The organism is Pseudomonas sp. 58 R 3 (assembly GCF_900006605.1).
Taxonomy (GTDB): Bacteria; Pseudomonadota; Gammaproteobacteria; order Pseudomonadales; family Pseudomonadaceae; genus Aquipseudomonas; species Aquipseudomonas salomonii.
Genome location: NZ_CVTT01000040.1, coordinates 69,326 through 94,949, shown reverse-complemented (window position 1 = coordinate 94,949; position 25,624 = coordinate 69,326). Strand labels below are relative to the sequence as shown.

Below are 25,624 nucleotides of genomic sequence, written 5' to 3'. Positions count from 1 at the left end.
CAGGGAGAGCCCCATGAACCGAAGCTTGCTGTTCAAACTTGGCGCCATTGCGCTGCTGATCCTGCTGTTGCTGATTCCGCTGCTGATGATTAACGGCATCATCAGCGACCGCCAGCAACTGCGCGACGGCGTGCTGATGGACATCGCCCGCAGCTCCAGCTACAGCCAACGCATTACCGGCCCGGTCATGGTGGTGCCGTATCGCAAGACCGTGCGCGAGTGGAAACTCAATGAAAAGCTCAACAAACGCTACGAGGAAACCCGTGAAGAGCGCGGCCGTCTGTATTTTCTGCCGGACCGTTTTGAACTCGACGGCAAGGTGCAAACCGAACTGCGCTCGCGCGGCATCTACCAGGCGCGACTGTTCCATGCAGACAACCGCATCAGTGGGCGTTTCGAGTTGCCGGCGCAACTGGGCATTACCGAAAACTTTGCCGATTACCGTTTCGAGCCGGCGTTTCTGGCGGTGGGTATCAGCGATATTCGTGGCATCGAAAACGCCCTGAAGCTTGAGCTGGGCAGCCAACGCCTGGCCTTCTCGCCCGGCTCGCAAGTGGACTGGTTGGGCGAGGGCGTGCATGTAACGCTGCCCGCGCAGGACAGCAAACAACCGGGCGTGGTGGACTTCGCTTTTGACCTGCGCCTGCAAGGCACCGAACAGTTGCAAGTGGTGCCGGTGGGCAAGACCAGCCAGGTGTCACTCGCCTCCAACTGGCCGCACCCAAGCTTTATCGGCAACTTCCTGCCGGCGCAGCGCGAGGTCACCGCCAAGGGCTTCAGCGCCAGCTGGCAGACCTCGTTTTTCTCCACCAACCTCGAACAAGCCCTGCAAACCTGCCTGGACCGCCAGGGCTGCGAAGACTTCACCAGCCGCAGCTTTGGCGTGAACTTCATCGACCCGGTGGACCAGTACCTCAAGAGCGACCGCGCGATCAAATATGCGCTGCTGTTTATCGCCCTGACGTTTGCCGGTTTCTTCTTGTTTGAAGTGCTGAAAAACCTCGCGGTGCACCCGATTCAGTACGCATTGGTGGGCTTTGCCTTGGCGTTTTTCTACCTGCTGTTGTTGTCGTTGTCCGAACACCTGGGCTTTGCATTGGCCTACCTGATCTCGGCGAGTGCCTGTGTGTTGTTGATTGGTTTTTATGTGTGCCACGTGCTGCGCAGTGTTGTGCATGGTCTGGGCTTTTCGGCGGGGTTGGCGGCGTTGTATGGCTTGTTGTACGGGCTGTTGAGCGCTGAGGATTACGCGCTGCTGATGGGCTCGCTGTTGCTGTTTGGTTTGCTGGGTACAGTGATGGTGCTGACGCGCAAGCTGGATTGGTATGGCGTGGGTAAACGCAAGGTTCGGGAGGTGGCGCAATGATTGGGTTGCGTGAAGATCAGCAGGTGCGGGCGCAACTGGTAGCAAGGATTGCCACCTTCCTCAGCAGCACCACTCTTCAATGTGGGAGCGGGCTTGCTCGCGAAAGCGGTGTGTCAGTCACAGTAGTTCCAACAGAGCCACCGCATTCGCGAGCAAGCCCGCTCCCACAGGGAATGTGGATGAAAGTTAGTGGGGCGGCTGGGTCTCAAGCATTGAAGGCCGTTGGCTGACCTCGGCATACCAATCGGCAAGCTTGGGGTTGCCGGCGCGCCATTGCAGGTCGGGGTGGCGAAAGTCCAGGTAACCCAGGGCGCAGGCCACGCCGATGGCGGCGATGTCGAAGTGGCTGGCCAGTTCGGCAATCGCTTCGGCTTCCAGCTCGGCGAGGGCGCGGTGGATCTTGTTGCGCTGCGCTTGCAGCCATTGGTCCCAGTGTTTTTCGACCGGGCGCATGGCGGTTTCGTAACGCACCAGCACGGCGGCATCCAAGATGCCGTCGGCCATCGAGGCGAGGGTGAGGCGGCGCCAGCGGGCCGAGCCGTCACGCGGGATCAGCGGGTTTCCGACGTGCTGGTGGTCGAAGTAATCGAGGATCACCCGGCTGTCGTGCAGCACCGACCCATCGGCCAGGCGCAGGGCCGGGATCTTGCCCACGGGGTTGTCCTGCACCACCTGTGCATCGGGGTTGACCGGCGTCGGCATGCAGCCATGCAAGGCCACGCGGTCCTGCTGGCCGGTCTCGATCAGCAGCACGCGGACTTTGCGAACAAAGGGTGAAGCGGGGTTGTGAAACAAGGTCATGCTGGGCGCGGACATGGGCATTCCTCGGAAAAGGCAGGGGCTAGCCTAGAGGGATTGTGGTTGTTTTTGAAGGCCTAATCGCAGGCGAGCCAGCTCCCACCTGTTGAATTGTGAACACCGTTAAAGGTGGGAGCTGGCTTGCCTGCGATAGCGCCTTCAGCCGCGCCGCTTAAACAACCCCCAAGCCCCAATGGCAGCCGGAACACCCAACCCCACCCAACTCAACGAATCCCACAACCCGTCACCCAACAGCGCCGCAAACAAACCCGCCGCGCTGAGCAGGCCAACCCCCAGCGGAATGCCGAACACCTTCCAGAAACTCGACTGGCGCGGCTTCATGGCTTGGCCGCCTTGCGCCGCACAATCCACAGGTAAACCCCGCTGCCCAACACGATGATGGTCAGCACATCCAGCACCGCCCAGAGGATTTTCATCGGCATGCCGCCATAGTCGCCAAAGTGCAGCGGTTGGGACATGCCCATGGCGTCCATGTACCACGGCCGTTCGGTGATGGCGGTGACGGCCAGGGTGCCGGCGTCGATCAGCACCGGCGTGAGCAGGTGCGAGGTCAGGTGCGTGCTGCCCTTCATGAACACCGCGTAGTGGTGTTCGCTGGAAAAGCGCGTACCGGGGAAGGCGATAAAGTCCGGCTCCATGCCGGGCGCGGCCTTGGCGGCGATGCTCAGCAATTCGGTGGCCGGTGCGCGTTGGGTCAGCGGCGGCGCGTTTTTGTAAGGCTCGATCATGGCGCTGAGGCTGTCCTGGCGCCAGGCGGCGATGATCAGGTCGGCGCAGGCGCTGATCACGCCGGTGACGCCCACCACCAGCGCCCAGGTCAGCGTGACCACGCCGATCAGGTTGTGCAGGTCGAGCCAGCGCAGGCGAGTGGACTTGTCTTTACGCACGGTGGCGAACTTCAACCGGCGCATAAACGGCAGGTACAGCACCGTGCCCGAGACAATTGCCACCACAAACAGAATGCCCATGAACGCCAGCAGCAACTTGCCCGGCAGCCCGGCGAACATGTCCACGTGCAAACGCAGCAGGAACAGGGTCAACCCGCCATTGGCCGCCGGGGTTTCCACGGCCTCGCCGGTGCGCGCATCCAGCATGAAGGTGTGGGACGAGTTGGGCTCGGTGCCGGCCGTGGCGGCCATGATCGCGATCACGCCGTTCTTGTCGTCTTCGTCCCACGCCAGGTACTGCATGGCCTCGCCGGGGCGATGGGCCTGGGCTTTGGCCACCAACTGCTCAAGGTTCAGTTGCGGCGTATCGGCAGGCATCTGTGCCAGTTCAGGCTCGTTGCCCAGCAGGTGGTCGATCTCGTGGTGAAACACCAACGGCAGGCCGGTAAGGGCGAGCAGCAGCAGGAATACCGTGCAGATCAGGCTGGTCCAGGTGTGGATGAAGGACCAGCGGCGGATGGTTTTGCTTTTCATTTTCTAGCCTTCAGACACACCGAAGCCGCCCACAGGGGCGGCCCGGTTGTTAACTCAGCCGATTACCATTGATAGGTGGCGCTGGCGACGACGCTGCGTTGGTCGCCGTAGTAGCAATAGAAACCATCGCAGGTTGAAATGTAGTCCTTGTCGAACAGGTTGGTCGCGTTGAATTTTACCGAGGCACCTTTGAGGCTGTTGTCCAGACGGCCGAGGTCGTAGTGCACGGCCGCATCGAACACGGTGTAGGCGTCGGCCTTGCCCAACCACGTATTGCCTTGGTCGCCATAGGTATTGCCGGTGTAGCGCGCACCCAAGCCAATACCGAAGCCGTCGAGGACACCCGTGTGCCAGGTGTAATCTGTCCACAGGGTTGCTTGCTGGTTTGGCATCAGTTGCAGACGATTACCTTTGTAGTCGCCTTTTTGCACCTCGGATTTGGCCAGGGTATAGGAAGCGATGACTTTGAGGTTGTCGGTCACATCAGACACGGCCTCCAGTTCCAGGCCTTTGACCTTCACTTCACCGGTCTGGTTGGTGACTGGAATGCTGCCGGCGGTAGTGGTGGTTACCAGCACGTTTTTCTGGGTCAGGTCATACACGGCGGCACTGAGCAAAGTGTTCGAGCCCGGTGGCTGGTACTTGATACCCAGTTCCCACTGTTTGCCTTCGGTGGGTTTGTAGGACTCGGTCGCCGAGACGCTGGCATTGCTCGCCGGTTGGAAGGATTCAGCGTAGGAAATATAGGGTACGAAGCCGGAATCAAATACGTAGCTGAGTGCGGCGTTGCCGCTGAAATGTTTGATTCGGTCGGTATTGGTCGCATCTTTCTGGTTGAAGTACGTGGTGCCCTGATGCACCCAGTCTTCGCGGCCGCCCAAGGTCAGGCGCCATTGGTCAAGCGCCATCTGGTCTTGAGCGTAGAGGCCGGTCTGCACGGTTTTCTGGTTGTAGTCGTAATAAGCCCCGGAGCGAGCGGGACGAACGATGGGCTGGCCGTAAATCGGATTGTTGACGTTGGTCTTCAGGCCATCGCCGTAAATCGACAGGTAAGAGGTATCGGTGCGCTGGTGATCCAGGCCGAGCAACAGGGTGTGGGAGATGTCGCCGGTGGTGAAGTCGGCCTGGAAGTGGTTGTCCAGGGCCAATTGGCCGATGTTCTCGTCCACGTTTGTCGAGGTGCGGCCGACGTTGCCGTCTGCGTCAACCATCGTGTAGGGATACGCACCTACGGTGAGTGTCTGAAATGACAACTCCGACTTGGTGTAGCGCAGGTTCTGACGGAACTGCCAGGTGTCATTGATGCGATGCTCGAATGCATAGCCCAACGCGTAGTAGGTGCGGTCGTAGTACTCGTAATCCGGGTCGCCCAGGTTTTTGTGATGGGAAATATCACCCAGGGGTGATTTGAGCTTGGTGCCCTGGATGGGCAAAAACTGGCTGGTGGCACCGGTATCGTCACGGGTGAACTGCGACAGAAAAGTCAGCTTGGTATCCGGGTCGATATTCCAGGTCAGGCTCGGCGCAATGTTGTAGCGCTTGTTGTCGATGTGATCGATCTGGGTGCCGGCATCGCGCACCACGCCACTGAGGCCATACAGAAACTGCCCTTCATCATCGATCTTGCCGGTGCTGGCGAAGTTGATCTGGCGGTAATTGTCACTGCCGTATTGCACTTGGATGGCGCTGCTTTGTTCTTCGCTGGGACGACGGCTGACCATGTCCAGCAGGCCGCCCGGCGGCGTTTGGCCGTAGACCGACGAGGCCGGGCCACGCAGCAGGGCGAGGCGGTCGAGGTTCCAGGTTTCGGCTTTCGGGTTGGCGTACACGCCGCGTGGCAGTGGCAGGCCATCGAGGAATTGCGTGGGCTCGAAGCCGCGCACGCGCATCCAGTCGTAGCGGGTGTCGCTGCCGTAGCTGGCGGACACGATGCCGGGCATGTATTTAACCGCGTCATCCAGGTTCTGAACGTTGCGGTCCTGCATCTGCTCGCGGGTGGCGACGGAGATCGAGCGCGGCGCTTCAACCAGCGCGGTGTCGGTCTTGGTGCCGGCCGCGGTGCGTTTGGCCAGGTAGCCGTCGACGGGCCCCCAAGCGCTTTCATCGCTGCCCTGGGCAATGATGCTGGTCTCTGGCAACGCCACGACACCTTCAGGAATGGCCACCAGCGTAAACGTCCCCGCACTGCTCTGCTCCAACTGCAACCCCGTGCCACGCAACGCCTCACGCAACGCATCCTGGGCATCGAACTGGCCTTTGACCGGTGCCGAGGTCTTGCCCGCTGCCAGCGATGGGTTAAGCGTCAGCGCCAAACCGGCCTGGCTGGCGATCTGGTTCAGGGTGCTGGCCAATGGCGCAGCCGGCAGGTTGTAGGCGCGCACGTTGCTGGCTTGCTCGGCGGCGATCAGCGCGGTGCTCGTCAGCGGGGCGCTGAGGGCAATGGCCACGGCTAACAGGCTGGGGCGCAACAAGGTGTCTAGCGTGCGGGACATGGGGCGGCTCCTGAATGAAAATATTTCTCAATTGCCTAGGTGCCGGACGAGAATCAAAAAGTGATAGGGCTGGGTGGAAATATTTTTGCTCTGAAGCGTTATGGTGTTTTTGAGGACCTCTTCGCGAGCAAGCCCGCTCCCACAGTTGACCGTGTTCTAACTGGAAAAACGCGGTCAACTGTGGGAGCGGGCTTGCTCGCGAAGGCGATCGCCCAGGCACTGAAAAACCTAAGGCGTAGCCTTCACGGTCACCCACCACGGCGTGTGCTGCTCGATCTGCACCGGCAAGGTCGGCAGCAGGGCATTGAGCGCCAGCGTGGTGTCGTGCAGCGGGAAGCTGCCGGTGATGCGCAGGTCGGCCACGTTTTTGTCCACGCCCAGGTAGCCGGTGCGATAGCGGCCAAGTTCGGCAACCACATCGCCCAGGCGGGCGTTGTCGACCACCAGCATGCCGCGCGTCCAGGCGTCTGCGGCGGGTGTGAGCACCCGCGCAGGGCCGAGGCCGTCGCTGCGCATCAGCACTTGCTGGCCTTGCTTGAAAATCTGTTCCTGATGCAGCGCCTCAGGCTGGGCGGCCACAGCAGATTGCAGCACGCTCAGGCGCGTGGCGTCGTCTTCGCGCCTGACGATAAACCGCGTGCCCAGGGCGCGCAGGCTGCCGTCGCGGGTTTGCACGTAGAACGGCCGCGCATCGTTGTGGCCGGTTTCGACCAGGATTTCGCCTTCCTGCAACACGATCAATCGGCGTTTTTCATCAAAGCGCACGTCGATGGCGCTGTGGGTGTTGAGGTTGATCAGCGTGCCGTCGGCCAGCTTCAGCGTGCGTTGTTCGCCGGTGGCCGTGCGTTGGTCGGCCAGCCAATAGTGGATGGGCACGTAACGTTCACCGGCAAACAGCGCGAGGCCAATCACCAGCGCGATGCTGGCCAAACCACTGCCCAACTTGCGCACGCGCTGGCGAATGCCTTGGCGTGACTGCAACAACGCCGCCCGCGCCGGGCCCGAGGCCAGGCTGAAACGCTGGTCGAGCATGCCCAGCTGGCGCCAGGCGCGCGCGTGTTCTTCATCGCTGGCCAGCCATTTGCCGAACTCTTCTTGTTCCACAGCGCTGCCGTCGCCCGAGCCCAGCGACAGTTGCCAGGCAATCGCCGCATCCAGCACACGGGCGGTGACCGGTTTGGCGCCGGTCACAGCGGCTCGCCATACAGCGCGATGTAGCACTGGCGAATGCCCTGGGCCAGGTACTGGCGCACACGCGGCACCGACACGCCAAGGCGCTGGGCGATTTCGGCGTGGCCCAGGCCGTCGAGGCGGTTATAGAGGAAGGCGGCGCGGGCCTTGCTCGACAGTTTGCCGAGCAGGCGGTCGATGGCCTTGAGGTCTTCGAGGATCAGTTGCTGTTGTTCGGGCGAAGGGTGTTCGCTTTCCGGGATCAGCATCAGTTCGGTGAGGTAGGCCTGTTCCAGTGCCGCGCGGCGGAAGTAGTCGAACAGCAAGCCTTTGGCGATGGCCACCAGAAACGCGCGCGGCTCGCGGGGTTCGCGCAGTTCGTCGCGGCCCAGCAGGCGCATGAAGGTGTCCTGGCTCAGGTCTTCGGCGCGGCTCGGGCAGGCCACATTGCGTCGCAGCCACGCCAACAGCCAGCCGCGATGGTCGCGATACAACGCGCCAACAAGCTGACTGTGTGGGGTTTGGACCGACGACAAGGCATCACCGAATAAACAAGGGGTTTAAACTAACGAGAATTATTCGCGATTGTGTCAGAGGCCGGGAGTGGGCGCAATTGGCGTCTGTCGGACGATCGTTCCCACGCTCTGCGTGGGAATGCCTCCTGGGACGCTCCGCGTTTCGCTAGAAAGAGGGTGTTTGTTTGCGCCGTGTCCATTGGCTCAAGCGCTCTTGCAGCGCCTGTGGGCTGTCGATTCCCTGTTGGCGCGCACGGCTGAACAGGATGAGCATCAGCTCTGCCGTGGCCAATGCATCGGCGCTGGCGTGATGGCGTTCGCCCACGTGCAGCTTGAAGTGGCTGATCCAGTCATCGAGCCCGGCTTCACGGATATTCGCGTCGGGGCACAACAGCGGGGCGATGTCGGCGACATCAAGGAACGGGTGGGTCAACCGATAACCCAGGCTGTCCTTGAGCGCCCGGCACAGCATGTGTTGGTCGAACGGCGCATGGAACGCCAGCAACGGGCTGTCGCCGACAAAGGCCATAAAATCCAGCAAGGCTTCGGCCGGGTCGCTGCCGGCGGCAATCGCACTGGGGCCCAGGCCGTGGATCAACACGCTGGGGCCAACCTTGGTGTTGGCCCGTAGCAGGGTGCGCTCGAACATCTGCGAAAAATCCACTGCGCCATCCTCGATGATCACTGCACCGATGGACAGCACCTGGTCGCGGTTGAGGTTCAGGCCGCTGGTTTCCAGGTCGACCACCACCCAGCGTTGCCTGCGTAAAGACCCGTCGCCCAAGGCTGCGGGCCTGGGCAAGTGCGCCAGGCGCTGCTGTTGGGTTGCGTCGAGCCCGGGTTTTTTCTTACGCAGCCAACCGAACAGGCTCACAGCTGATACCGCAGCGTCAGGCTGCTTTGCAGGCGTTGGGCCTGGCGCAGGGATTCGCGCAGGATGCGCCGGTCCAGGTGGTTGAGGCTGTCGGGGTCGACACGGTTGGAATACGGCAGGTTCTCGCGGGTTTGCAGCTGATGCTGCTGCATGCGCGTTTGCTGGATAAAGTGATACGCCTCCTCATAGGCGGCGCCGTCCAGCGGTTCGATGACCTCCTTGGCCACCAGTTGGCGCAGGCGCTCCAGGGTGTTGTTGGTGTGAATACCATTGGCCAGGGCCAACAGGCGTGCGCCATCCACAAAAGGTGTAAGGCCCTGCACCTTGAGGTCGAGCGTGGCCTTTTCGGTGCCTTTGCGCGTCAGCACAAAGTCGCGGAAACGCCCGACCGGCGGGCGCTGGCGCAAGGCATTTTCGGCCAGCATACGTTGGAACAAGCGGTTATCGGCCACCTGATCCAGAATGCCCTGGCGCAGTTGCTCACACCCGCGCTCGTCGCCCCACACCACGCGCAAGTCGAAATAGATGCTTGAGCCCAGCAGGTTCTCCGGCGTGGCTTCGCGGATAAAGGCACCAAAGCGCCGCGCCCATTCAGCCCGCGACAGGCACAGCTCGGGGTTGCCGGCCATGATATTGCCCTTGCACAGGCTGAAGCCGCACAGCGCCAGGCTTTGGTTGATCTGCTGCGCCAGTGGCAGCAGGCGGCCGCGGATCTCGGCGGCTTCGGCGGCGTCCGTGGCTTCGAACAGGATGCCGTTGTCCTGGTCGGTAAACAGGGTTTGTTCACGGCGCCCTTCGCTGCCGAAACACAGCCAGCTGAAGGGCACGCCAGGGTCGCCTTTGTCGGCCAGGGTCAGTTCGATCACTCGGCACACGGTGTGGTCATTGAGCAGGGTAATGATGTGGGTGATCTGGGTGGACGACGCACCATGGGCCAGCATGCGTTCCACCAGTTGGCCGATCTCGCCGCGAATCACCACCAGGTTTTCCACTCGAGGCGCGTTGCGGATGGTGCGGGCCAGGTGCACCAGGTCGACCCGTTGCAGAGAAAACAAGTCGCGCTCGGACACCACGCCACACAGGCGCTGGTCTTTTACCAGGCACACATGGGCGATATGCCGCTCGGTCATGGCGATGGCCGCGTCGAAGGCGCTGTGGTCCGGGCTTAAAAAGAACGGCGCCTGGGTCATGTGGCCGGCGATGGCTTGATTGAAATCGCTGGTGCCGTCGGCGACCACCTGGCGCAGGTCGCGCAAGGTGAAAATCCCCAGCGGCGCCTTGTGCGCATCGACGATCACGATGCTGCCCACTTGTTGCTCATGCATCAGCGTCACCGCTTCGCGCAGGGGCGTGGTCGGGCTGCAGGTGACCGGATGGCGCATGGCCAATTCACCCAGGCGGGTGTTCAGCGAATACTGGGTGCCCAGGGTTTCCACGGCCTTTTGCTGCACCTGCTGGTTGACCTGATCCAGCAGGCTGCTGACACCGCGCAGGGCAAAATCGCGAAACGGGCTGGAAAGGGCGAACAGCTTGATAAACGCCGGCTTGTTCAGTTGCAGGCAAAAGGTGTCTTCGGCGGCTTTGTGCTCGGTGCGGGTGGCACGCTCACCCAGCAACGCGGCGAGGGGGAAGCACTCGCCGGTGGTGATTTCGAAAGTGGCTTGCGTCGAGTCCGGCCGTTCGCCGACGACGCGGCCCTGCTTGACGATATAGAAGTGCTCCACCGGCCCGCCGGACGGTTTGAGAATGCTGTCGCCAGGGCCGTAGAAGCGCAGTTGGCACTGTTCGACCAAAAACGCCAGGTGGGCGTTTTCCATCTGGTTAAACGGAGGGAAGCGTTGCAGGAATTGCAAAGTGCCGTGGATGTTCTGCAACACGGCGGTTTTTCCCGCCTGCGTGAAAGCATCAGCTTTACTCATAACAGTGACCGCAGTTTTTTTGTCGTTATCGTCCTGCATGGTCGACTCCCGCGCGGCGGGTGCCCATTGGACGTAAGTCTAGGTCTCGGTAAAACCCACCACAACTAGGGAAAAACCTTACATGACTATCGTCCAAACCCCGTAGAACGCCCACTAGGCAAACTTTCCGACGAAGTGCACATTGTTCGCCCTTCCGCAGATGTCTGACGAGTGTGCTGGGAGCTTGAATAGAACTGCTGAGAAACGTATGTCCGACCACGATATTTTGAGTGATGCCGAGCGCGAGGCGCTGAGCGCCGTGATGCTGGAGCCCGATCTGCCGCCACAACGGGTGTTGATTGTCGATGACGACAAGGACGCACGTGAATTGCTGGCAGAAATTCTGGGCCTGGATGGCATTCGCTGCATGACCGCCGCCAGTGGTGAGGCAGCGTGGGATTTGTTGAGCTCCAGCAGTTCCATCGGTTTGCTGATCACCGATTTGCGCATGGCGCCGAGCAACGGCCTGCAATTGATTCGCAAGGTGCGCGATTCAACCCGTGCGGCGTTGCCGATCATCATCATGTCGGGGGACGCGGAAGCGCCGGATGTGATCGATGCGATGCATTTGAGCGTGGTGGATTTTTTGCTCAAGCCGATTGATAGCGTGAAGTTGGCGAAGATGGTCAAGCGCGAGTTGGGGATGGCTCAATAACTGCCGTTTATCTTTTTTTATTTGAACTGTCAGTTCTCACAGTAGGCAAGCAGGTGGGCGGGTTGTTTACTTGGCCGGAGAGTTCTGGTTTTCAGCCAGGACCTTACATCCTCCACAGGAGCTCGTTATGCCTATTAAAAAGTCTAATGATCAAGCAAATAGCGACGACGCAAGTATTCTAATTCTCAGGGATGGAAAGGCACGCCTTGTAAAGCCTTCTAATCTGAGAGCAAGTCTGAGAGATTTTTCGGTTATCACCGACGGGGCGGGTTCGTTGACAGCTGAGTACGGGAATACGCTGTTTCCACGCGAGGCAGCGTATGAATTCAGCTTCCCGCGAGATATAGATAAGCATCGAGGAAACATCGATTATAGAGACGAGTCGGGTAATTATTTTATTGCTCCTACGTCCGGGAAATTTATGGTTATTTCCAAAGACGCGGGTTCCCCGAATACGTATACAAATTATATTACCTACATGAATTTGACGTTTGTCCATGAGGAGATGGAAGTTACGATTAACGGTACAGGAGAAGCCACGTTTGTGTTTGCGTGATTACCCGCCTGATAAGAACAAAGCCCTGATCTTACGAACAGGGCTTTGTTTTGTTCAGCGTTTAATCAAAGCCCGTTCTTGGCTTTGAACTCACGACGCCTGCGATGCAACACCGGCTCCGTATACCCGTTCGGCTGCTTGGTCCCTTCAATCACCAACTCCACCGCCGCCTGGAACGCGATGTTGCTGTCGAAGTCCGGTGCCAGCGGGCGATATAACGCATCCCCGGCATTTTGACGGTCCACCACCGGCGCCATGCGCTTGAGGCTTTCCATCACCTGGGCTTCGTTGACGATGCCGTGGCGCAACCAGTTGGCGATGTGCTGGCTGGAGATGCGCAGGGTGGCGCGGTCTTCCATCAGGCCCACATCGTTGATGTCCGGCACTTTCGAGCAGCCGACGCCCTGGTCGATCCAACGGACGACATAGCCGAGGATGCCCTGGGCGTTGTTGTCCAGCTCGTTGCGGATTTCTTCTTCGGACCAATCGGTGTTGCTGGCCAGAGGGATGGTCAGAATGTCGTCCACCGAGGCGCGTTCGCGCTTGGCCAACTCGGCCTGACGGGCGAACACATCAACCTTGTGGTAGTGCAGCGCGTGCAGCGCAGCTGCCGTCGGCGATGGCACCCAGGCGGTGTTGGCGCCAGCCAATGGGTGGGCGATTTTCTGCTCAAGCATCGCCGCCATCAGGTCGGGCATGGCCCACATGCCTTTACCGATCTGCGCACGACCTTGCAGGCCGGTGCTCAAGCCGATATCGACGTTCCAATTTTCGTAGGCGCCGATCCATTTTTCCGCCTTCATGGCAGCTTTACGCACCATCGCGCCGGCTTCCATGGAGGTGTGGATTTCATCGCCGGTGCGGTCGAGGAAGCCGGTGTTGATAAACACCACACGCTCGCTCGCCGCCTTGATGCAGGCCTTGAGGTTGACCGTGGTGCGGCGCTCCTCGTCCATGATCCCGACTTTCAGCGTATTACGCGGCAGGTTCAACACGTCTTCGATGCGGCCGAACAGCTCATTGGTAAACGCGGCTTCTTCGGGGCCGTGCATCTTCGGTTTAACGATGTACACGGAGCCGGTACGGCTGTTCTTGCGGCTGCTGTTGCCGTTGAGGCTGTGGATCGCCGCCAGGCTGGTGAGCAGGCCGTCGAGGATGCCTTCCGGCACTTCGTTGCCGTCTTTATCCAGGATCGCGTCGATGGTCATCAAGTGGCCAACGTTGCGCACGAACAACAGCGAACGGCCGTGCAGGGTCACGTCCTGGCCATCCGCGCCGGTGTAGACACGGTCGGCGTTCATGGTACGGGTAAAGGTCTTGCCGCCCTTGGCCACTTCCTCGGCCAGGTCGCCCTTCATCAGGCCGAGCCAGTTGCGGTAGATCACCACTTTGTCATCGGCATCCACGGCGGCGACGGAGTCTTCGCAATCCATGATGGTGGTCAGCGCGGCTTCCATCAGCACGTCTTTGACGCCGGCGGCGTCGGTCTGGCCGACGGGGGTGCTGGCGTCGATCTGGATTTCGAAGTGCAGGCCGTTGTGTTTAAGCAGGATCGCAATCGGCTCGGCCGCAGGGCCCTGGAAGCCGATCAGCTGTGCATCGTCGCGCAGGCCGCTGTTGCTGCCGCCCTTGAGGCTGACGATGAGCTTGCCATCCACCATCTTGTAACCGGTGGAGTCGACGTGGCTGCCGGCGGTGAGCGGCGCGGCTTCGTCGAGGAAAGCACGGGCGAAGGCAATGACCTTGTCGCCACGCACTTTGTTGTAACCCTTGCCCTTCTCGGCGCCGTCGGCTTCGCTGATGGCATCGGTGCCATACAGCGCGTCGTACAGCGAGCCCCAGCGGGCATTGGAGGCGTTGAGGGCAAAGCGGGCATTCATGACCGGCACGACCAGCTGCGGGCCGGCCATACGGGCGATTTCGTCGTCGACGTTTTGGGTCGAGGCCTGGAAGTCTGCGGCTTCCGGCAGCAGGTAGCCGATATCTTGCAGGAAGGCTTTGTAAGCCACTGGGTCGTGGGCCTTGCCGGCGTGGGTCTGGTGCCAGGTGTCGATCCGCGCCTGGAAATCATCGCGTTTGGCGAGTAGGGCTTTGTTCTTCGGTGCCAGGTCGTGGATGACCTTGTCGGCGCCGGCCCAGAACTGGTCGGCAGTAATGCCGGTGCCGGGAATGGCTTCGTTGTTCACGAAGTCGAACAGGACTTTGGCGACCTGCAGGCCACCGACTTGAACGTGTTCAGTCATTGCTTGCCTCACTCTGCGGAGCTTATGCGCTGTTTCAGATTTTCATTATGTAGTGCACGGTTGGGCATACTACATGATGACTTGCGGTTGTGAAAATTAGACTAAATACGTCGTTTAGCGACTCATTTTGGTCGTACGGTCACAGCGGAGAATCGGATGTTCTCAAAAAACTATTGGATTGTTCCAGATAAATATAAAAATGGTACACGATTTGTTCCTGGCCACTTCTCCAGGCCTTGGCTGTGTGTGGGAGCGGGCTTGCCCGCGATAGCGATAGCTCAGCCAACCGATGTGTAACTGACAGGCCCCATCGCGGCAAGCCCGCTCCCACAGGGTGTGTGCCTATAATCGATGATCGACCCACCGAGGGCTTCGCCATGGACCATCTTGTACTCACTATTATCGCCGCCGACAAACCCGGCCTGGTTGAACGCATCGCGCAGAACATTGCTGCCCACGGCGGCAACTGGCTGGAAAGCCGCATGGCGCATATGGCCGGGCAGTTTGCCGGGATCTTGCGGGTCAGTGTGCCGACGGAACAGCGTCAGGCGCTGGTGGGTGCGCTGGAGGACTTATCCACACACGGAATCCGTGTGCTGGTGGGCGAGGGCAGCAGCGGGCAGGCCTCGGCGTCCAAATCGATCATGATGACGCTGGTAGGTAATGACCGCGCGGGCATCGTGCGCGAAATCACAGCGCTGCTGAGCAAACAAGGCGTGAACCTGGCCAGCCTGAGCACGGATGTACGTCCGGCGCCCATGAGCGGTGATCCACTGTTCAGTGCCGAAGCGCTGCTGCAAGTGCCGACCGCGTTGTCCCTGGATACCCTGCAGCTGTCCCTGGAAACCTTGGCCGATGATTTGATGGTGGAACTGCACCACGAGGAATAATCGGTCCACTGGGTTATGCATGGAAATCTTGCATGGGCCTGTGGATAACCTGTAGAGACCCGGCGCCAGGCCAAGCTGACCGGGCCTCTTCGTCGGTTGAGCAAAAAACGAGCAGTTTCAAGGGCTTGTGCACAAATGGCGGGGATCAGGCTGTGGATAACCTTGGGGTGAATGCCTGCAAGCCACGTGCACTGTGGCTTGCAGAGGTTTGTACGTTATTTGATCAGCGTTTGCGCACCGTCAGCCAGGCATCCAGGCTGTAGACCACCAGGCCTGCCCAGATGAACGCGAAGGCAATCAGCGTGCTGGTCGCCAGGTGTTCGCCGAACAGCAGCACCGCTTCCAGCAGTACCAGCGTCGGCGCCACGTACTGCAGAAAGCCCAGCGCGGTGTAGGGCAGATGCCGTGCGGCGGCGTTGAAGCACACCAGCGGGATCAGCGTCACCGGGCCTGCGGCCACCAGCCACCAGGCTTCGGAGGTGCTCCAAAACTCAAGTTGCGCACTGTGGGCCGACGGGTTGAACAACAACCAGGCGACGGCGATGGGCACCAGCATCCAGGTTTCCACCACCAGCCCTGGCAGTGCCTTGACCGGCGCCTGTTTGCGGATCAAACCATAAAAGCCGAAGGTCAGCGCCAGCACCAGCGACACCCACGGCAGACTGCCGACTTGCCACACTTGCTGCGCCACACCCACCGCCGCCAGCCCGACGGCGATCCATTGCAGGCGGCGCAGGCGCTCGCCAAGGAGTAGCATGCCGAGCAGCACATTCACCAACGGGTTGATGTAGTAACCCAGGCTCGCCTCCAGCATGCGCCCGCTGTTCACCGACCACACGTAGGTCAGCCAGTTGGCCGCAATCAATGAGCCGCTGAGTGCCAGAATCGCCAGACGCTTGGGGTTGTCACGCAGTTCGCGGAACCAGCCGGGGTGCTTCCACACCATCAGCAGCAAACCGCCGAACAGCGCCGACCACAACACGCGGTGCACGATGATTTCGGCGGCGGGAACACTGGCGATGGCTTTGAAATAAAGTGGGAACAGACCCCAGATGACATAGGCACTCAGGCCCAGGATGTACCCCTTGCGGGGGTTGGCGGCGTGCATTGCAGAATCCTTGCTCAGGCAGCTTACAAAGCGCGATTGTAAGGATTTTTGTCAGGCAATGGGATGATCGTTCCTACGCTCTGCGTGGGAATGCCGTGTTGGACGCTCTGCGTCCGCAGTTGAGGTGCGTGACGCGGAGCGTCACAGGATGCATTCCCACGCGGAGCGTGGGGACGATCGGTAGTCAGAAGAGTTTCAGGGGTTCTTCATTGAGCGCCGACAGTTGCTCGCGCAACGCCAACACCTGGTCGCCCCAATACCGCTCGCTGCCGAACCACGGGAAGCTGTGGGGGAACGCCGGGTCATCCCAGCGGCGGGCCAGCCAGGCGCTGTAATGCATCAGGCGCAAGGCGCGCAGGGGTTCGATCAAGGCCAGTTCGCGTGGGTCGAAGTCGTGGAACTCCTGATAGCCGTCCATCAATTCCGACAATTGGCCCAGGCATTCCTGGCGGTCACCGGCGAGCATCATCCACAGGTCCTGCACGGCCGGGCCCATGCGGCAGTCATCCAGGTCGACGATGTGGAACATCTCGTCGCGGCACATCATGTTGCCGGGGTGGCAGTCGCCGTGCATGCGGATGTTCTTGTGTGGCGTGGCCTTGTACACCTCTTCCACACGCTTGAGCAGGTCGCGGGCGACCGACTCGTAAGCGGGCAACAGGCTCTTGGGAATGAAATTGCCTTCGAGCAAGGTGTTGAGGGAATCGTGACCGAAGTTCTTCACGCCCAAGGCTTCACGGTGTTCAAACGGGCGGGTGGAACCCACGGCGTGCAAGCGCCCGAGCAATTGCCCAAGGCGATACAGCTGGTCGAGATTACCCGGCTCCGGCGCCCGGCCGCCACGGCGTGGGAACAGGGTGAAGCGAAAACCCGCATGTTCGAACAGGCTTTCGCCGTTGTGGACCAGCGGCGCAACCACCGGCACTTCACACTCGGCCAGTTCGAAGGTGAAGCGGTGTTCTTCCAGGATCGCTTCGTTGGTCCAGCGTTGCGGGCGGTAGAACTTGGCGATCAGCGGCTCGGAGTCTTCGATGCCCACCTGATACACACGGTTTTCGTAGCTGTTGAGCGCCAACACGCGCGCATCGCTGAGGAAGCCGATACTTTCGACGGCGTCGAGTACTAAATCAGGGGTGAGTGTTTCAAACGGGTGGGCCATGCGAACTCCTGCGCGCAGCAGGGCGCCGCGTCCGGCCGGGTATGGTAACAGCATAGCCAGGTGGTGGCTGTTGTGGCGAGCGGGTTTGCCCCGCGTTGGAGTGCGCAGCGCTCCCGCTGTTTTGGGGCCGCTGCGCAGCCCAACGCGGGGCAAGCCCGCTCGCCACAAGGTCCTGTCAGGCGCCGACTATTCCACCATCATCCCGCCGAATCGCCATCACCGACGAGCGCGGCTTGCCATTGGGCAGATGCTCCGGCCAGGTCGAACCGCCGGTTTCCCCTGGATGCTGAATCCCCACAAACAGGGTCTTCTGGTCCGGCGAAAAGCTGATACCCGTGACCTCGCACGCCACCGGCCCAACCATGAAGCGGCGGATTTCCCCGGTGTTGGGGTCGGCGCACAGCATTTGGTTATTGCCCATGCCGGCGAAGTCGCCCTTGTTGCTGTAGTCGCCGTCGGTAAGGATCCACAAGCGCCCGGCCTTGTCGAAGCCGAGACCGTCGGGGCTGTTGAACATGTTTTGCGGGTTGATGTTGGACGAGCCGCCCTTCGGCGTACCCGCATGCACACCGGGGTTGCCGGCCACCACAAACAAGTCCCAGGTGAAGGTGTTGGCGCCGTGGTTATCCGCATCGGCTTTCCAGCGCAGAATTTGCCCGTAGACGTTTTTCTCGCGCGGGTTCGGCCCGCCCACCGGCTGGCCGTCTTCGCCGCGTTTGGCGTTATTGGTAAGCGTGCAATACACCTGGCCGTCGGTGGGGCTGACCACGATCCATTCCGGGCGGTCCATGCGTGTGGCTTTCACCACACTGGCGGCCAGGCGCGCGTGGATCAGCACTTCGGCCTGGCTCGCGAAACCCGAGCTGGCGTCGATGCCGTTTTTGCCGTGGGTGAGTTCGACCCATTCGCCCTTGCCCTTGGGGTGGTCGGCATTGCCGTCGCCAGCATCGAAAATCGCCACGTACAAGGTGCCGTGGTCGAGCAGGTTCTTGTTGGCTTTGGGGTTGTGGTGGTTGATCGGATCGCGGCTGACGAACTTGTAGATGAACTCGCCACGCTCGTCGTCGCCCATGTACACCACGGCGCGGCCATCACGGGTTTCTGCCAGTGCGGCGTTTTCATGTTTGAAGCGGCCCAGGGCGGTGCGTTTTACCGGCGTGGACTGCGGGTCGAACGGGTCGATTTCCACCACCCAGCCGTGGCGATTGAGTTCGTTGGGGTTCTTGGCCATGTCGAAGCGCGGGTCGTGCAGGTGCCAGTTGATCTCGCGGCTGGCGGCCACCACGCCGTAGCGCTTTTGCCCGGCGTCGAAGTTTTGTTGCGGGTTGCTGCTGCCGAAGCAGTCGGTGAAGTTCTCTTCGCAGGTCAGGTAAGTGCCCCACGGGGTCTTGCCGTTGGCGCAGTTCTGGAAGGTGCCGAGGGCTTTTTTGCCGGTGTTGTCGGCGCTGGTTTTCAGCCAGGCATGGCCGGCAGCGGGGCCGCTCAGGCGGATCGGCGTATTGCCGTGGATGCGGCGGTTGTAGCGCGAGTCCTGCACGAACTGCCAGGTGTCGCCCTTGCGCCGCACCTCAATCACCGATACGCCTTCGCTGGCCTGGGCCTTGCGCACGTCTTCAGCCGATTGCGGTGCGCCGCCGTGGGCATAGAGGTAGCGGTAGTTGGTGTATTCATTGTTGATGGCCATCAGCGCACGGTTGTTGTCGCCGGGGAAGGCAAACAGGCTCATGCCGTCGTTGTTGTCACCGAACTGTTGTTCCTGGGCCTTGGCGGTGCCGTTGCCGGACGGGTCGAAGGCCGGTGCGTTCTTGTGCAACGGCTGGCCCCAACTGATCAGCACCGAGGCGGAGTAACCCGGCGGCAAGGTGATGGCGTCGCTGGTGGCGGCGGCGATGCTGGTAAAGCCGAGCAAGGGGCTGGCGGTGGCTGCGTTCACGGCCATTGCGCTGCGGGTGAGCAGGTTGCCGCCCAGGAACATCGCGGCACCGCACAGGGCACCGGCGCCGATAAAACGGCGGCGGGTGAGGCCGACCATCTGTTCAAGGTCGGTGGCTTGGTTTTCTTCTAGTAGGCTCATTTCAGGCTCCCTGCGGTTTTTGCAGACACCTTAAGGAGCGCTCGTGACGAATTTGTTGCAGCTTGAAGACGGCGGGCGCCTAGGCCGGTGTGCCGAGCAGCACATTGTTGGGCGAGAACTGCACCCGGACCGCTGCGCCTTCGACCGCAGCCAGTGCCTTAAGCGCGGCGGGCTGCGCCAGGGCGCATAAAACCTGGCCGCTGGGCAGGGCGATGCGCACTTCGCTGGGGCCGTCATCGGCCTCGAGAATCGTTTCGATCACACCGCTCATGCAATTGTGTCCAGGTGTTGCAGCCTGCCCGATGGCGAGCAATTCCAGCCATCCGGCCTTGATCAAGGCGACCACTTCAACGCCGGTCTCCAGCTCCAGCCGTTGCGTGCTGTCGTGCGTGATCTGCGCACTCAGGCTTAAGCCACCCGAGAGTTGCAGGCGAATCAGGTCATTGCGGCCCTGGTGTTCGATGGTGCTGACCTGGCCATGCAATTGGTTGCGCGCGCTGGTGCGCAGCATCAAGCGGCCGAGCAGGTTGAAGTCACTCGCGTCCTCATCCGAACCGAGCACCTCGGCTTGCAACACTTGCAGGCGTTGGTACAGGCGCAGCACCCGTTCTCCTTCGGCCGTCAGCTTGGCGCCGCCGCCGCCTTTGCCGCCGACGCTGCGCTCCACCAACGGTTTTTGCGCGAGATTGTTCAGCTCGTCGATCGCATCCCATGCAGCCTTGTAACTCAGGCCGGCGCTCTTGGCCGCGCGGGTGATCGAACCCTGCTCGGCAATATGCGCCAGCAAGGCGATGCGCTGGGGACGGCGGATGATGTGTTGGCTCAAGGAGGTCGGCAGAGACATGTGGATACGCTTCGATAAGGTCAGCGGACGTTGCAGGCGCCACGCACGTGAGTCAAGTCATGTGCCCGGTTTTGGCGTGCGGGCCAGGCAGTACACATCGACCTGACGGGCGCCGGCGTCCATCAACAGCCGGGCCAGGCTGTGAGCGGTGGCGCCGGTGGTGAGTACGTCGTCCACCAGCGCAAAGTGGCGGCCCCGCACCTGGGCGTCGGGCGCCAGCGCAAACGCCGTGAGCAGGTTGCGTTGGCGGGTCTTGGCATCGAGGTCTTGTTGCGCGACGGTTTCATGGGGGCGTAACAACAGGTGTTCATCGTGTGGGAGGTCGAGGTCTGCGCTGAGCCAGCGGGCCAACATCAACGATTGGTTGAAGCCGCGCTCACGCAGGCGCTTGCGCGCCATGGGCACCGGCAGCAGGCAGTCGGGACGGGTGAGTTCGGTGTTGTCGAAACGGTGTTGCAGATACTGCCCCAGCAAGCGTGCGAGCAGATGGCCCAGCGGCCAGCGCGACTGGTGTTTGAAGCGGCTGATAAGGGTGTCGACGGGGAAACTGTAGGTCCAGGGTGCGATCACCTGTTTATAGGCCGGCGGTTTTTTTTGGCAGGGGCCGCAGATCAAACCCTCCATCGGCAGTGGCAGGGCGCACACCTCGCAGTGCTCCAACAGCCAGGGCAGTTCGATTTCGCAGACATTGCACAGGTTGTGGCTGGAGTTTGTCGCTTCATCGCAGATTAAACAGATCTGGTTGTTTTCTAACCAGATGTAAACCTGATGTTTGTATCCAAGTTGACAGTGCATGAATCTTCCTTAAATATGCCGAGCATCCGTGTCGTGACTGACTGTGGGTATTGCGGGTATTGCCGCTATTGCCCTTCCCACAGCGTAAGCCCAAGCATAATCAAGGAATCGCCCATGAGCGCCAGCACCTCTGCAACCCTGCGTCACGATTGGTCTTTAGCCGAAGTCAAAGCGCTGTTTGTGCAACCCTTCAATGACCTGTTGTTCCAGGCGCAGACCGTGCACCGCGCGCATTTCGACGCCAACCGCGTGCAGGTGTCGACCTTGCTGTCGATCAAAACCGGCGCCTGCCCGGAAGATTGCAAATATTGTCCGCAGTCGGGCCACTACAACACCGGCCTGGAAAAAGAAAAGCTGATGGAAGTGCAGAAGGTCCTCGAAGAGGCGGCCCGCGCCAAGGCCATCGGCTCGACGCGCTTCTGCATGGGCGCCGCCTGGAAGCACCCTTCGGCCAAAGACATGCCTTACGTGCTGCAGATGGTCAAAGGCGTGAAGGCCATGGGCCTGGAAACCTGCATGACCCTCGGCCGTCTCGATCAGGACCAGACCGAAGCCCTGGCCCAGGCCGGCCTGGACTACTACAACCACAACCTCGATACCTCGCCGGAGTTCTACGGCAGCATCATCACTACCCGCACTTACGGCGAGCGCCTGCAAACCCTGGCCTACGTGCGTGATTCGGGGATGAAGATCTGCTCGGGCGGCATCCTCGGCATGGGCGAGTCCCTCGACGACCGCGCCAACCTGCTGATCCAGCTGGCCAACCTGCCGGAGCATCCGGAGTCGGTGCCGATCAACATGCTGGTGAAGGTCGCCGGTACGCCGCTGGAAAACGCCGAAGACATCGACCCGTTCGACTTTATCCGCATGCTCGCCGTGGCGCGCATCCTGATGCCGCAATCCCATGTGCGCTTGTCGGCTGGGCGTGAGGCGATGAACGAGCAGATGCAGGCCCTGGCGTTTTTTGCCGGTGCCAACTCGATTTTCTACGGCGACAAGTTGCTGACCACCGCCAACCCGCAGGCCGACAAGGACATGCAACTGTTCTCGCGCCTGGGGATCTTGCCGGAAGCCCGTGAAGAGCACGCCGACGAAGTGCATCAGGCGGCGATTGAGCAGGCGTTGGTGGAGCAAAAGAGCAGCGAGCAGTTCTATAACGCGGTGGTTTAACGCCCAGCTCCAACCTTTGGAATGCAATCCAACTGTGGGACCGCATTCAGTCTCAAGTTCTTTGATCTGCCGAGGCCTGCATGTCTTTTGATCTCGCCGCGCGCCTCGCTGCCCGCCGTGCCGAACACCTCTATCGCCAACGCCCTTTGCTTGAGAGCCCGCAAGGCCCGCAAGTGGTGGTGGATGGGCAACCGCTGTTGGCGTTCTGCAATAACGACTACCTGGGCCTGGCCAATCACCCGCAAGTGATCGAAGCCTGGCGCGCCGGTGCGTCCCGCTGGGGCGTGGGCGGTGGCGCTTCGCACCTGGTGATCGGCCATGCCACGCCGCACCATGAACTCGAGGAAGCGCTGGCCGACCTCACCGGGCGCCCGCGTGCGCTGCTGTTTACTACCGGCTATATGGCCAACCTGGGCGCGGTCACCGCGTTGGTGGGGCAGGGCGATACGGTACTGGAGGACCGGCTCAACCACGCCTCGCTGCTGGATGCCGGCTTGCTGTCCGGGGCGCGTTTCAATCGCTATCTGCATAACGACGCCAGCAGCCTGGCCAAGCGCCTGGAGAAGGCTACCGGCAATACGTTGGTGGTCACCGATGGGGTGTTCAGCATGGACGGCAATCTGGCCGACTTGCCTGCGCTGGCCCGTGAGGCCCGCGCCAAAGGCGCCTGGTTGATGGTCGATGACGCCCATGGCTTCGGACCGTTAGGTGCTACGGGCGGCGGAATTGTCGAGCACTTCGGCTTGAGCCAGGAAGACGTGCCGGTATTGGTCGGCACCCTCGGCAAAGCGTTCGGCACCGCCGGGGCGTTTGTGGCAGGCAGTGAAGCGCTGATCGAAAGCCTGATCCAGTTCGCCCGGCCCTACATCTACACCACCAGCCAGCCACCGGCATTGGCCTGCGCCACCTTGAAAAGCCTGGAGCTGCTGCGTACCGAGCATTGGCGACGTGAGCACCTCAATGGCCTGATCCGCCAGTTCCGCCAGGGCGCCGAGCAGCTTGGCCTGCGCTTGATGGACAGCTTCACGCCGATCCAGCCGATCCTGATTGGCGACAGCGCCACCGCCATGCGCCTGTCGCAGATGTTGCGCGAACGCGGCCTGATGGTGACGGCCATCCGCCCACCGACCGTACCGGCCGGCAGTGCGCGTTTGCGCGTGACACTGACGGCGGCCCACAGCGCGGCGCAGGTGCAGCTATTGTTAAGCGCATTGGATGAGTGTTTCCGGTTGTTAAGTATTACGGAGCCCGACCATGCGTGATCGACTGGTATTGCTGCCCGGTTGGGGGCTCGGCGTGTCACCGCTGGAGCCTTTGGCTGCCGCCTTGCAGGGTTTGGACGAACACCTGCACGTGCATATCGAACCGTTGCCGGTGCTGGCTTCCAGCGATCTGGAGGAATGGCTCGACGAACTCGACGCCACGCTGCCGGACAACGCCTGGCTGGGCGGCTGGTCCCTGGGCGGCATGCTCGCCTCCGAGTTGGCGGCGCGGCGCGGCGAGCGTTGCTGCGGCCTGCTGACGTTGGCGAGCAACCCGTGTTTTGTCGCCCATCAAGGCTGGCCCAGTGCGATGCCTGCCGAGACGTTCGACGCGTTCCTCGCGGGTTGCCACGCCGACTCTCAAGTCACCCTTAAACGTTTCGGTTTGTTATGCGCCAAAGGTGCCGAAGACCCGCGCGGGCTGTCGCGCCTGTTGGTCAGCGGGGCGCCGAATACGTCGTCGAGCGTGTTGATGCCTGGCCTGGAACTGCTTGCTCAACTGGATACCCGCGCCGCTTTGCAGGCGTATCGCGGCCCGCAACTGCACCTGTTTGCGGGGCTGGACGGGTTGGTGCCCGCCGAAGCTGCGAGTGACCTGTTGGCCCTGCTGCCTGATGTAGAAATCGGCCTGATTGAACAGGCCGGTCACGCTTTTCTTCTGGAAGACCCTCACGGAGTAGCGGGGGCCATCCAGGCTTTTTTGCATGAGTGTGTTGATGACTGATTTATCCCAGCCGCTACTGCCGGGCGGCTTGCCGGACAAGCGCCAGGTGGCGGCCTCGTTTTCCCGCGCCGCCGCCAGTTACGACAGCGTCGCCGAGTTGCAGCGCGCAGTCGGGCATGAGCTGTTGTCGCGCCTGCCCGCTGCCATCGCACCCCGACGCTGGCTGGATGTGGGTTGCGGCACGGGTTATTTCAGCCGTGTGCTGGGCGATTTGTTGCCGGCAAGCCAAGGGGTGGCGCTGGATATCGCCGAAGGCATGCTCAGCCATGCGCGGCCTTTGGGTGGCGCGCAGCACTTTATCGCGGGTGATGCAGAACGCTTGCCGCTGGTAACTGAGCGCTTCGACCTGCTGTTCTCCAGCCTCGCGGTGCAGTGGTGCGCGAATTTCGATGCGGTGCTCAGCGAGGCTTGTCGCGTGCTGCAACCCGGTGGCGTGCTGGCATTTGCGAGTTTGTGCGTGGGCACCCTGGATGAGTTGCGCCAAAGCTGGCGTGCGGCGGATGGCCTGGTTCACGTCAACCGCTTTCGCACCTTCGAGGCTTACCAACAGCTGTGTGCCGCCAGCGGTTTACGGGTGCTGAGCCTGGAGCGCCAGCCTCACGTACTGCATTACCCGGATGTGCGCAGCCTGACCCATGAGCTCAAGGCGTTGGGCGCGCATAACCTCAACCCCGGCCGACCGGGAGGGTTGACGGGCCGCGCGCGGATTGTTGCACTGGTGCACGCTTACGAGCAGTTTCGTCAGGCCCAGGGCCTGCCCGCCACGTACCAAGTGGTGTACGCCGTACTGGAGAAACCTTTATGAGCGCCGCTTATTTCATCACCGGCACCGACACTGATGTGGGCAAAACCACCGTCGCCGCCGGGCTGCTGCATGCCGCACGGCTGGCGGGTAAAAGCACCGCCGCCGGAAAGCCGGTGGCCTCAGGCTGCCAGGTCACCCCAAAAGGCTTGCGCAATGCCGACGCCTTGGCACTGCTGGCCGAATGTTCGCTGCCGCTGACCTATGCCGAGGTCAACCCGGTGGCCTTCGAGCCCGCGATTGCGCCGCACTTGGCCGCGCGGGAAGCGGGTGCGGCGCTTACAGTGCAATCATTGTTGAAACCGATGCAGCACATACTCGCGCAGCGCGCGGATTTCACCTTGATTGAAGGCGCGGGCGGCTGGCGAGTGCCGTTGGCCGATCAGGACAACCTGTCGGACCTGGCCATTGCGCTCAAGCTGCCGGTGATTCTGGTGGTGGGCGTGCGTCTGGGGTGTATCAGCCATGCGCTGCTCACCGCCGAAGCCATCGCGCGAGACGGTTTGCCGTTGGCGGGCTGGGTGGCGAATATCATCGACCCCAAGACCTCTCGTCTGGAAGAAAACCTCGCCACCCTGGCTGAGCGGTTGCCTGCGCCGTGCCTGGGGCGGGTGCCAAAGCTCAAGCAGGCCAGCGCGAAAGTGGTGGCCGAGTACCTGGAATTGGACCTGCTTGACTGATTTTGGCTATCGCTAAGGCATTATGCCATTAGTGTTTTTGACGGGCG

General features: G+C 61.4%; 23 protein-coding genes. 9 read left to right on the top strand and 14 right to left on the bottom strand.

Annotation, left to right across the window (positions count from 1 at the left end; all coding sequences use genetic code 11):
- Positions 1-13: 13 nt before the first annotated feature.
- Complete coding sequence (gene creD, locus BFP92_RS10405; RefSeq protein ID WP_065929425.1) at positions 14-1,366, top strand: cell envelope integrity protein CreD; 1,353 nt, start codon at positions 14-16, stop codon at positions 1,364-1,366.
- Positions 1,367-1,552: 186 nt separating this feature from the next.
- Here the strand turns inward: creD and BFP92_RS10400 are convergent, their stop codons facing one another.
- From BFP92_RS10400 to BFP92_RS10365, 8 genes are all read right to left on the bottom strand, one after another.
- Positions 1,553-2,182 (bottom strand): glutathione S-transferase, encoded by a 630-nt coding sequence (locus BFP92_RS10400; protein WP_065929424.1) that lies wholly within the window; start codon positions 2,180-2,182, stop codon positions 1,553-1,555.
- 141 nt (positions 2,183-2,323) lie between these two features.
- On the bottom strand, positions 2,324-2,506 hold the full coding sequence (locus tag BFP92_RS10395) for a hypothetical protein (RefSeq protein ID WP_065929423.1): 183 nt from the start codon (positions 2,504-2,506) through the stop codon (positions 2,324-2,326).
- A complete protein-coding gene (locus BFP92_RS10390; RefSeq protein ID WP_065929422.1) occupies positions 2,503-3,606 on the bottom strand; it encodes a PepSY-associated TM helix domain-containing protein in 1,104 nt (367 codons plus the stop codon). The genes BFP92_RS10395 and BFP92_RS10390 overlap by 4 nt, the downstream gene beginning before the upstream one ends.
- A 62-nt stretch (positions 3,607-3,668) precedes the next feature.
- Entirely contained in the window at positions 3,669-6,098 is a 2,430-nt protein-coding gene (locus BFP92_RS10385; RefSeq protein WP_065929421.1) for a TonB-dependent siderophore receptor, read from the bottom strand.
- 228 nt (positions 6,099-6,326) lie between these two features.
- A complete protein-coding gene (locus tag BFP92_RS10380; protein ID WP_065929420.1) occupies positions 6,327-7,289 on the bottom strand; it encodes a FecR domain-containing protein in 963 nt (320 codons plus the stop codon).
- Positions 7,286-7,804 (bottom strand): RNA polymerase sigma factor, encoded by a 519-nt coding sequence (locus BFP92_RS10375; RefSeq protein WP_065929419.1) that lies wholly within the window; start codon positions 7,802-7,804, stop codon positions 7,286-7,288. The genes BFP92_RS10380 and BFP92_RS10375 overlap by 4 nt, the downstream gene beginning before the upstream one ends.
- Before the next feature lie 145 nt (positions 7,805-7,949).
- Positions 7,950-8,657, bottom strand: coding sequence for a 3'-5' exonuclease (locus BFP92_RS10370; RefSeq protein ID WP_065929418.1), 708 nt, complete (start codon positions 8,655-8,657; stop codon positions 7,950-7,952).
- Positions 8,654-10,576, bottom strand: coding sequence for a putative nucleotidyltransferase substrate binding domain-containing protein (locus tag BFP92_RS10365; RefSeq protein WP_170875832.1), 1,923 nt, complete (start codon positions 10,574-10,576; stop codon positions 8,654-8,656). Before BFP92_RS10365 ends, BFP92_RS10370 begins: the two co-directional genes overlap by 4 nt.
- Before the next feature lie 247 nt (positions 10,577-10,823).
- On the opposite strand from BFP92_RS10365, the gene BFP92_RS10360 reads away from it, so the two are divergent.
- Positions 10,824-11,270: a response regulator gene (locus BFP92_RS10360; RefSeq protein ID WP_065929416.1), complete on the top strand. Its 447-nt coding sequence runs from the start codon at positions 10,824-10,826 to the stop codon at positions 11,268-11,270.
- Positions 11,271-11,397: 127 nt separating this feature from the next.
- Positions 11,398-11,826: a hypothetical protein gene (locus tag BFP92_RS10355; protein ID WP_065929415.1), complete on the top strand. Its 429-nt coding sequence runs from the start codon at positions 11,398-11,400 to the stop codon at positions 11,824-11,826.
- A 65-nt stretch (positions 11,827-11,891) separates the two neighbouring features.
- Here BFP92_RS10355 and BFP92_RS10350 read toward each other — a convergent pair whose 3' ends face one another.
- The gene (locus BFP92_RS10350) at positions 11,892-14,069 is read right to left on the bottom strand and encodes a malate synthase G (RefSeq protein ID WP_065929414.1); all 2,178 of its coding nucleotides are present in this window, start codon (positions 14,067-14,069) and stop codon (positions 11,892-11,894) included.
- Positions 14,070-14,446: 377 nt separating this feature from the next.
- Between BFP92_RS10350 and BFP92_RS10345 the strand changes: the two genes are divergently transcribed.
- Positions 14,447-14,959 (top strand): glycine cleavage system transcriptional repressor, encoded by a 513-nt coding sequence (locus BFP92_RS10345; protein WP_065929413.1) that lies wholly within the window; start codon positions 14,447-14,449, stop codon positions 14,957-14,959.
- Positions 14,960-15,182: 223 nt separating this feature from the next.
- On the opposite strand, the gene rarD is transcribed toward BFP92_RS10345, so the two are convergent.
- The 5 genes from rarD to BFP92_RS10320 all read right to left on the bottom strand — a co-directional run bounded on the left by rarD (position 15,183) and on the right by BFP92_RS10320 (position 20,939).
- Positions 15,183-16,067 carry an EamA family transporter RarD gene (gene rarD, locus BFP92_RS10340; RefSeq protein WP_065929412.1) on the bottom strand — a complete coding sequence of 295 codons (885 nt, stop codon included), beginning with the start codon at positions 16,065-16,067 and terminating at the stop codon, positions 15,183-15,185.
- Positions 16,068-16,251: 184 nt separating this feature from the next.
- Positions 16,252-17,226 carry a serine/threonine protein kinase gene (locus BFP92_RS10335; protein ID WP_056857817.1) on the bottom strand — a complete coding sequence of 325 codons (975 nt, stop codon included), beginning with the start codon at positions 17,224-17,226 and terminating at the stop codon, positions 16,252-16,254.
- 175 nt (positions 17,227-17,401) lie between these two features.
- Positions 17,402-19,300: a PhoX family protein gene (locus BFP92_RS10330; protein ID WP_065929411.1), complete on the bottom strand. Its 1,899-nt coding sequence runs from the start codon at positions 19,298-19,300 to the stop codon at positions 17,402-17,404.
- Between the two features lie 79 nt (positions 19,301-19,379).
- Positions 19,380-20,144 carry a TOBE domain-containing protein gene (locus tag BFP92_RS10325; protein ID WP_065929410.1) on the bottom strand — a complete coding sequence of 255 codons (765 nt, stop codon included), beginning with the start codon at positions 20,142-20,144 and terminating at the stop codon, positions 19,380-19,382.
- Between the two features lie 57 nt (positions 20,145-20,201).
- Positions 20,202-20,939 (bottom strand): ComF family protein, encoded by a 738-nt coding sequence (locus tag BFP92_RS10320; protein WP_065929409.1) that lies wholly within the window; start codon positions 20,937-20,939, stop codon positions 20,202-20,204.
- A gap of 114 nt (positions 20,940-21,053) precedes the next feature.
- Here BFP92_RS10320 and bioB point away from each other — a divergent pair, with 114 nt between their 5' ends.
- The 5 genes from bioB to bioD all read left to right on the top strand — a co-directional run bounded on the left by bioB (position 21,054) and on the right by bioD (position 25,577).
- Entirely contained in the window at positions 21,054-22,109 is a 1,056-nt protein-coding gene (bioB, locus tag BFP92_RS10315; protein ID WP_017138024.1) for a biotin synthase BioB, read from the top strand.
- A gap of 80 nt (positions 22,110-22,189) precedes the next feature.
- The gene (bioF, locus tag BFP92_RS10310; RefSeq protein WP_065929408.1) at positions 22,190-23,371 is read left to right on the top strand and encodes an 8-amino-7-oxononanoate synthase; all 1,182 of its coding nucleotides are present in this window, start codon (positions 22,190-22,192) and stop codon (positions 23,369-23,371) included.
- Positions 23,364-24,095, top strand: a complete 732-nt coding sequence (locus BFP92_RS10305) for an alpha/beta fold hydrolase (RefSeq protein ID WP_065929407.1) — start codon at positions 23,364-23,366, stop codon at positions 24,093-24,095. Before bioF ends, BFP92_RS10305 begins: the two co-directional genes overlap by 8 nt.
- Positions 24,088-24,900 (top strand): malonyl-ACP O-methyltransferase BioC, encoded by an 813-nt coding sequence (gene bioC, locus BFP92_RS10300; RefSeq protein ID WP_065929406.1) that lies wholly within the window; start codon positions 24,088-24,090, stop codon positions 24,898-24,900. The genes BFP92_RS10305 and bioC overlap by 8 nt, the downstream gene beginning before the upstream one ends.
- Positions 24,897-25,577: a dethiobiotin synthase gene (bioD, locus tag BFP92_RS10295; protein ID WP_065929405.1), complete on the top strand. Its 681-nt coding sequence runs from the start codon at positions 24,897-24,899 to the stop codon at positions 25,575-25,577. Before bioC ends, bioD begins: the two co-directional genes overlap by 4 nt.
- Positions 25,578-25,624: the final 47 nt, after the last annotated feature.

Bases quoted from the DNA above. Each gene is read 5' to 3' on its own strand.
- BFP92_RS10305 (WP_065929407.1), top strand. From the start codon at position 23,364: ATGCGTGATCGACTGGTATTGCTGCCCGGTTGGGGGCTCGGCGTGTCA.
- BFP92_RS10400 (WP_065929424.1), bottom strand. From the start codon at position 2,182: ATGTCCGCGCCCAGCATGACCTTGTTTCACAACCCCGCTTCACCCTTT.
- BFP92_RS10390 (WP_065929422.1), bottom strand. From the start codon at position 3,606: ATGAAAAGCAAAACCATCCGCCGCTGGTCCTTCATCCACACCTGGACC.
- rarD (WP_065929412.1), bottom strand. From the start codon at position 16,067: ATGCACGCCGCCAACCCCCGCAAGGGGTACATCCTGGGCCTGAGTGCC.
- BFP92_RS10365 (WP_170875832.1), bottom strand. From the start codon at position 10,576: ATGAGTAAAGCTGATGCTTTCACGCAGGCGGGAAAAACCGCCGTGTTG.
- BFP92_RS10325 (WP_065929410.1), bottom strand. From the start codon at position 20,144: ATGTCTCTGCCGACCTCCTTGAGCCAACACATCATCCGCCGTCCCCAG.
- BFP92_RS10350 (WP_065929414.1), bottom strand. From the start codon at position 14,069: ATGACTGAACACGTTCAAGTCGGTGGCCTGCAGGTCGCCAAAGTCCTG.
- BFP92_RS10330 (WP_065929411.1), bottom strand. From the start codon at position 19,300: ATGAGCCTACTAGAAGAAAACCAAGCCACCGACCTTGAACAGATGGTC.
- BFP92_RS10335 (WP_056857817.1), bottom strand. From the start codon at position 17,226: ATGGCCCACCCGTTTGAAACACTCACCCCTGATTTAGTACTCGACGCC.
- bioF (WP_065929408.1), top strand. From the start codon at position 22,190: ATGTCTTTTGATCTCGCCGCGCGCCTCGCTGCCCGCCGTGCCGAACAC.
- bioD (WP_065929405.1), top strand. From the start codon at position 24,897: ATGAGCGCCGCTTATTTCATCACCGGCACCGACACTGATGTGGGCAAA.
- BFP92_RS10395 (WP_065929423.1), bottom strand. From the start codon at position 2,506: ATGAAGCCGCGCCAGTCGAGTTTCTGGAAGGTGTTCGGCATTCCGCTG.
- BFP92_RS10385 (WP_065929421.1), bottom strand. From the start codon at position 6,098: ATGTCCCGCACGCTAGACACCTTGTTGCGCCCCAGCCTGTTAGCCGTG.
- bioB (WP_017138024.1), top strand. From the start codon at position 21,054: ATGAGCGCCAGCACCTCTGCAACCCTGCGTCACGATTGGTCTTTAGCC.
- BFP92_RS10355 (WP_065929415.1), top strand. From the start codon at position 11,398: ATGCCTATTAAAAAGTCTAATGATCAAGCAAATAGCGACGACGCAAGT.
- BFP92_RS10320 (WP_065929409.1), bottom strand. From the start codon at position 20,939: ATGCACTGTCAACTTGGATACAAACATCAGGTTTACATCTGGTTAGAA.
- BFP92_RS10360 (WP_065929416.1), top strand. From the start codon at position 10,824: ATGTCCGACCACGATATTTTGAGTGATGCCGAGCGCGAGGCGCTGAGC.
- creD (WP_065929425.1), top strand. From the start codon at position 14: ATGAACCGAAGCTTGCTGTTCAAACTTGGCGCCATTGCGCTGCTGATC.
- BFP92_RS10345 (WP_065929413.1), top strand. From the start codon at position 14,447: ATGGACCATCTTGTACTCACTATTATCGCCGCCGACAAACCCGGCCTG.
- bioC (WP_065929406.1), top strand. From the start codon at position 24,088: ATGACTGATTTATCCCAGCCGCTACTGCCGGGCGGCTTGCCGGACAAG.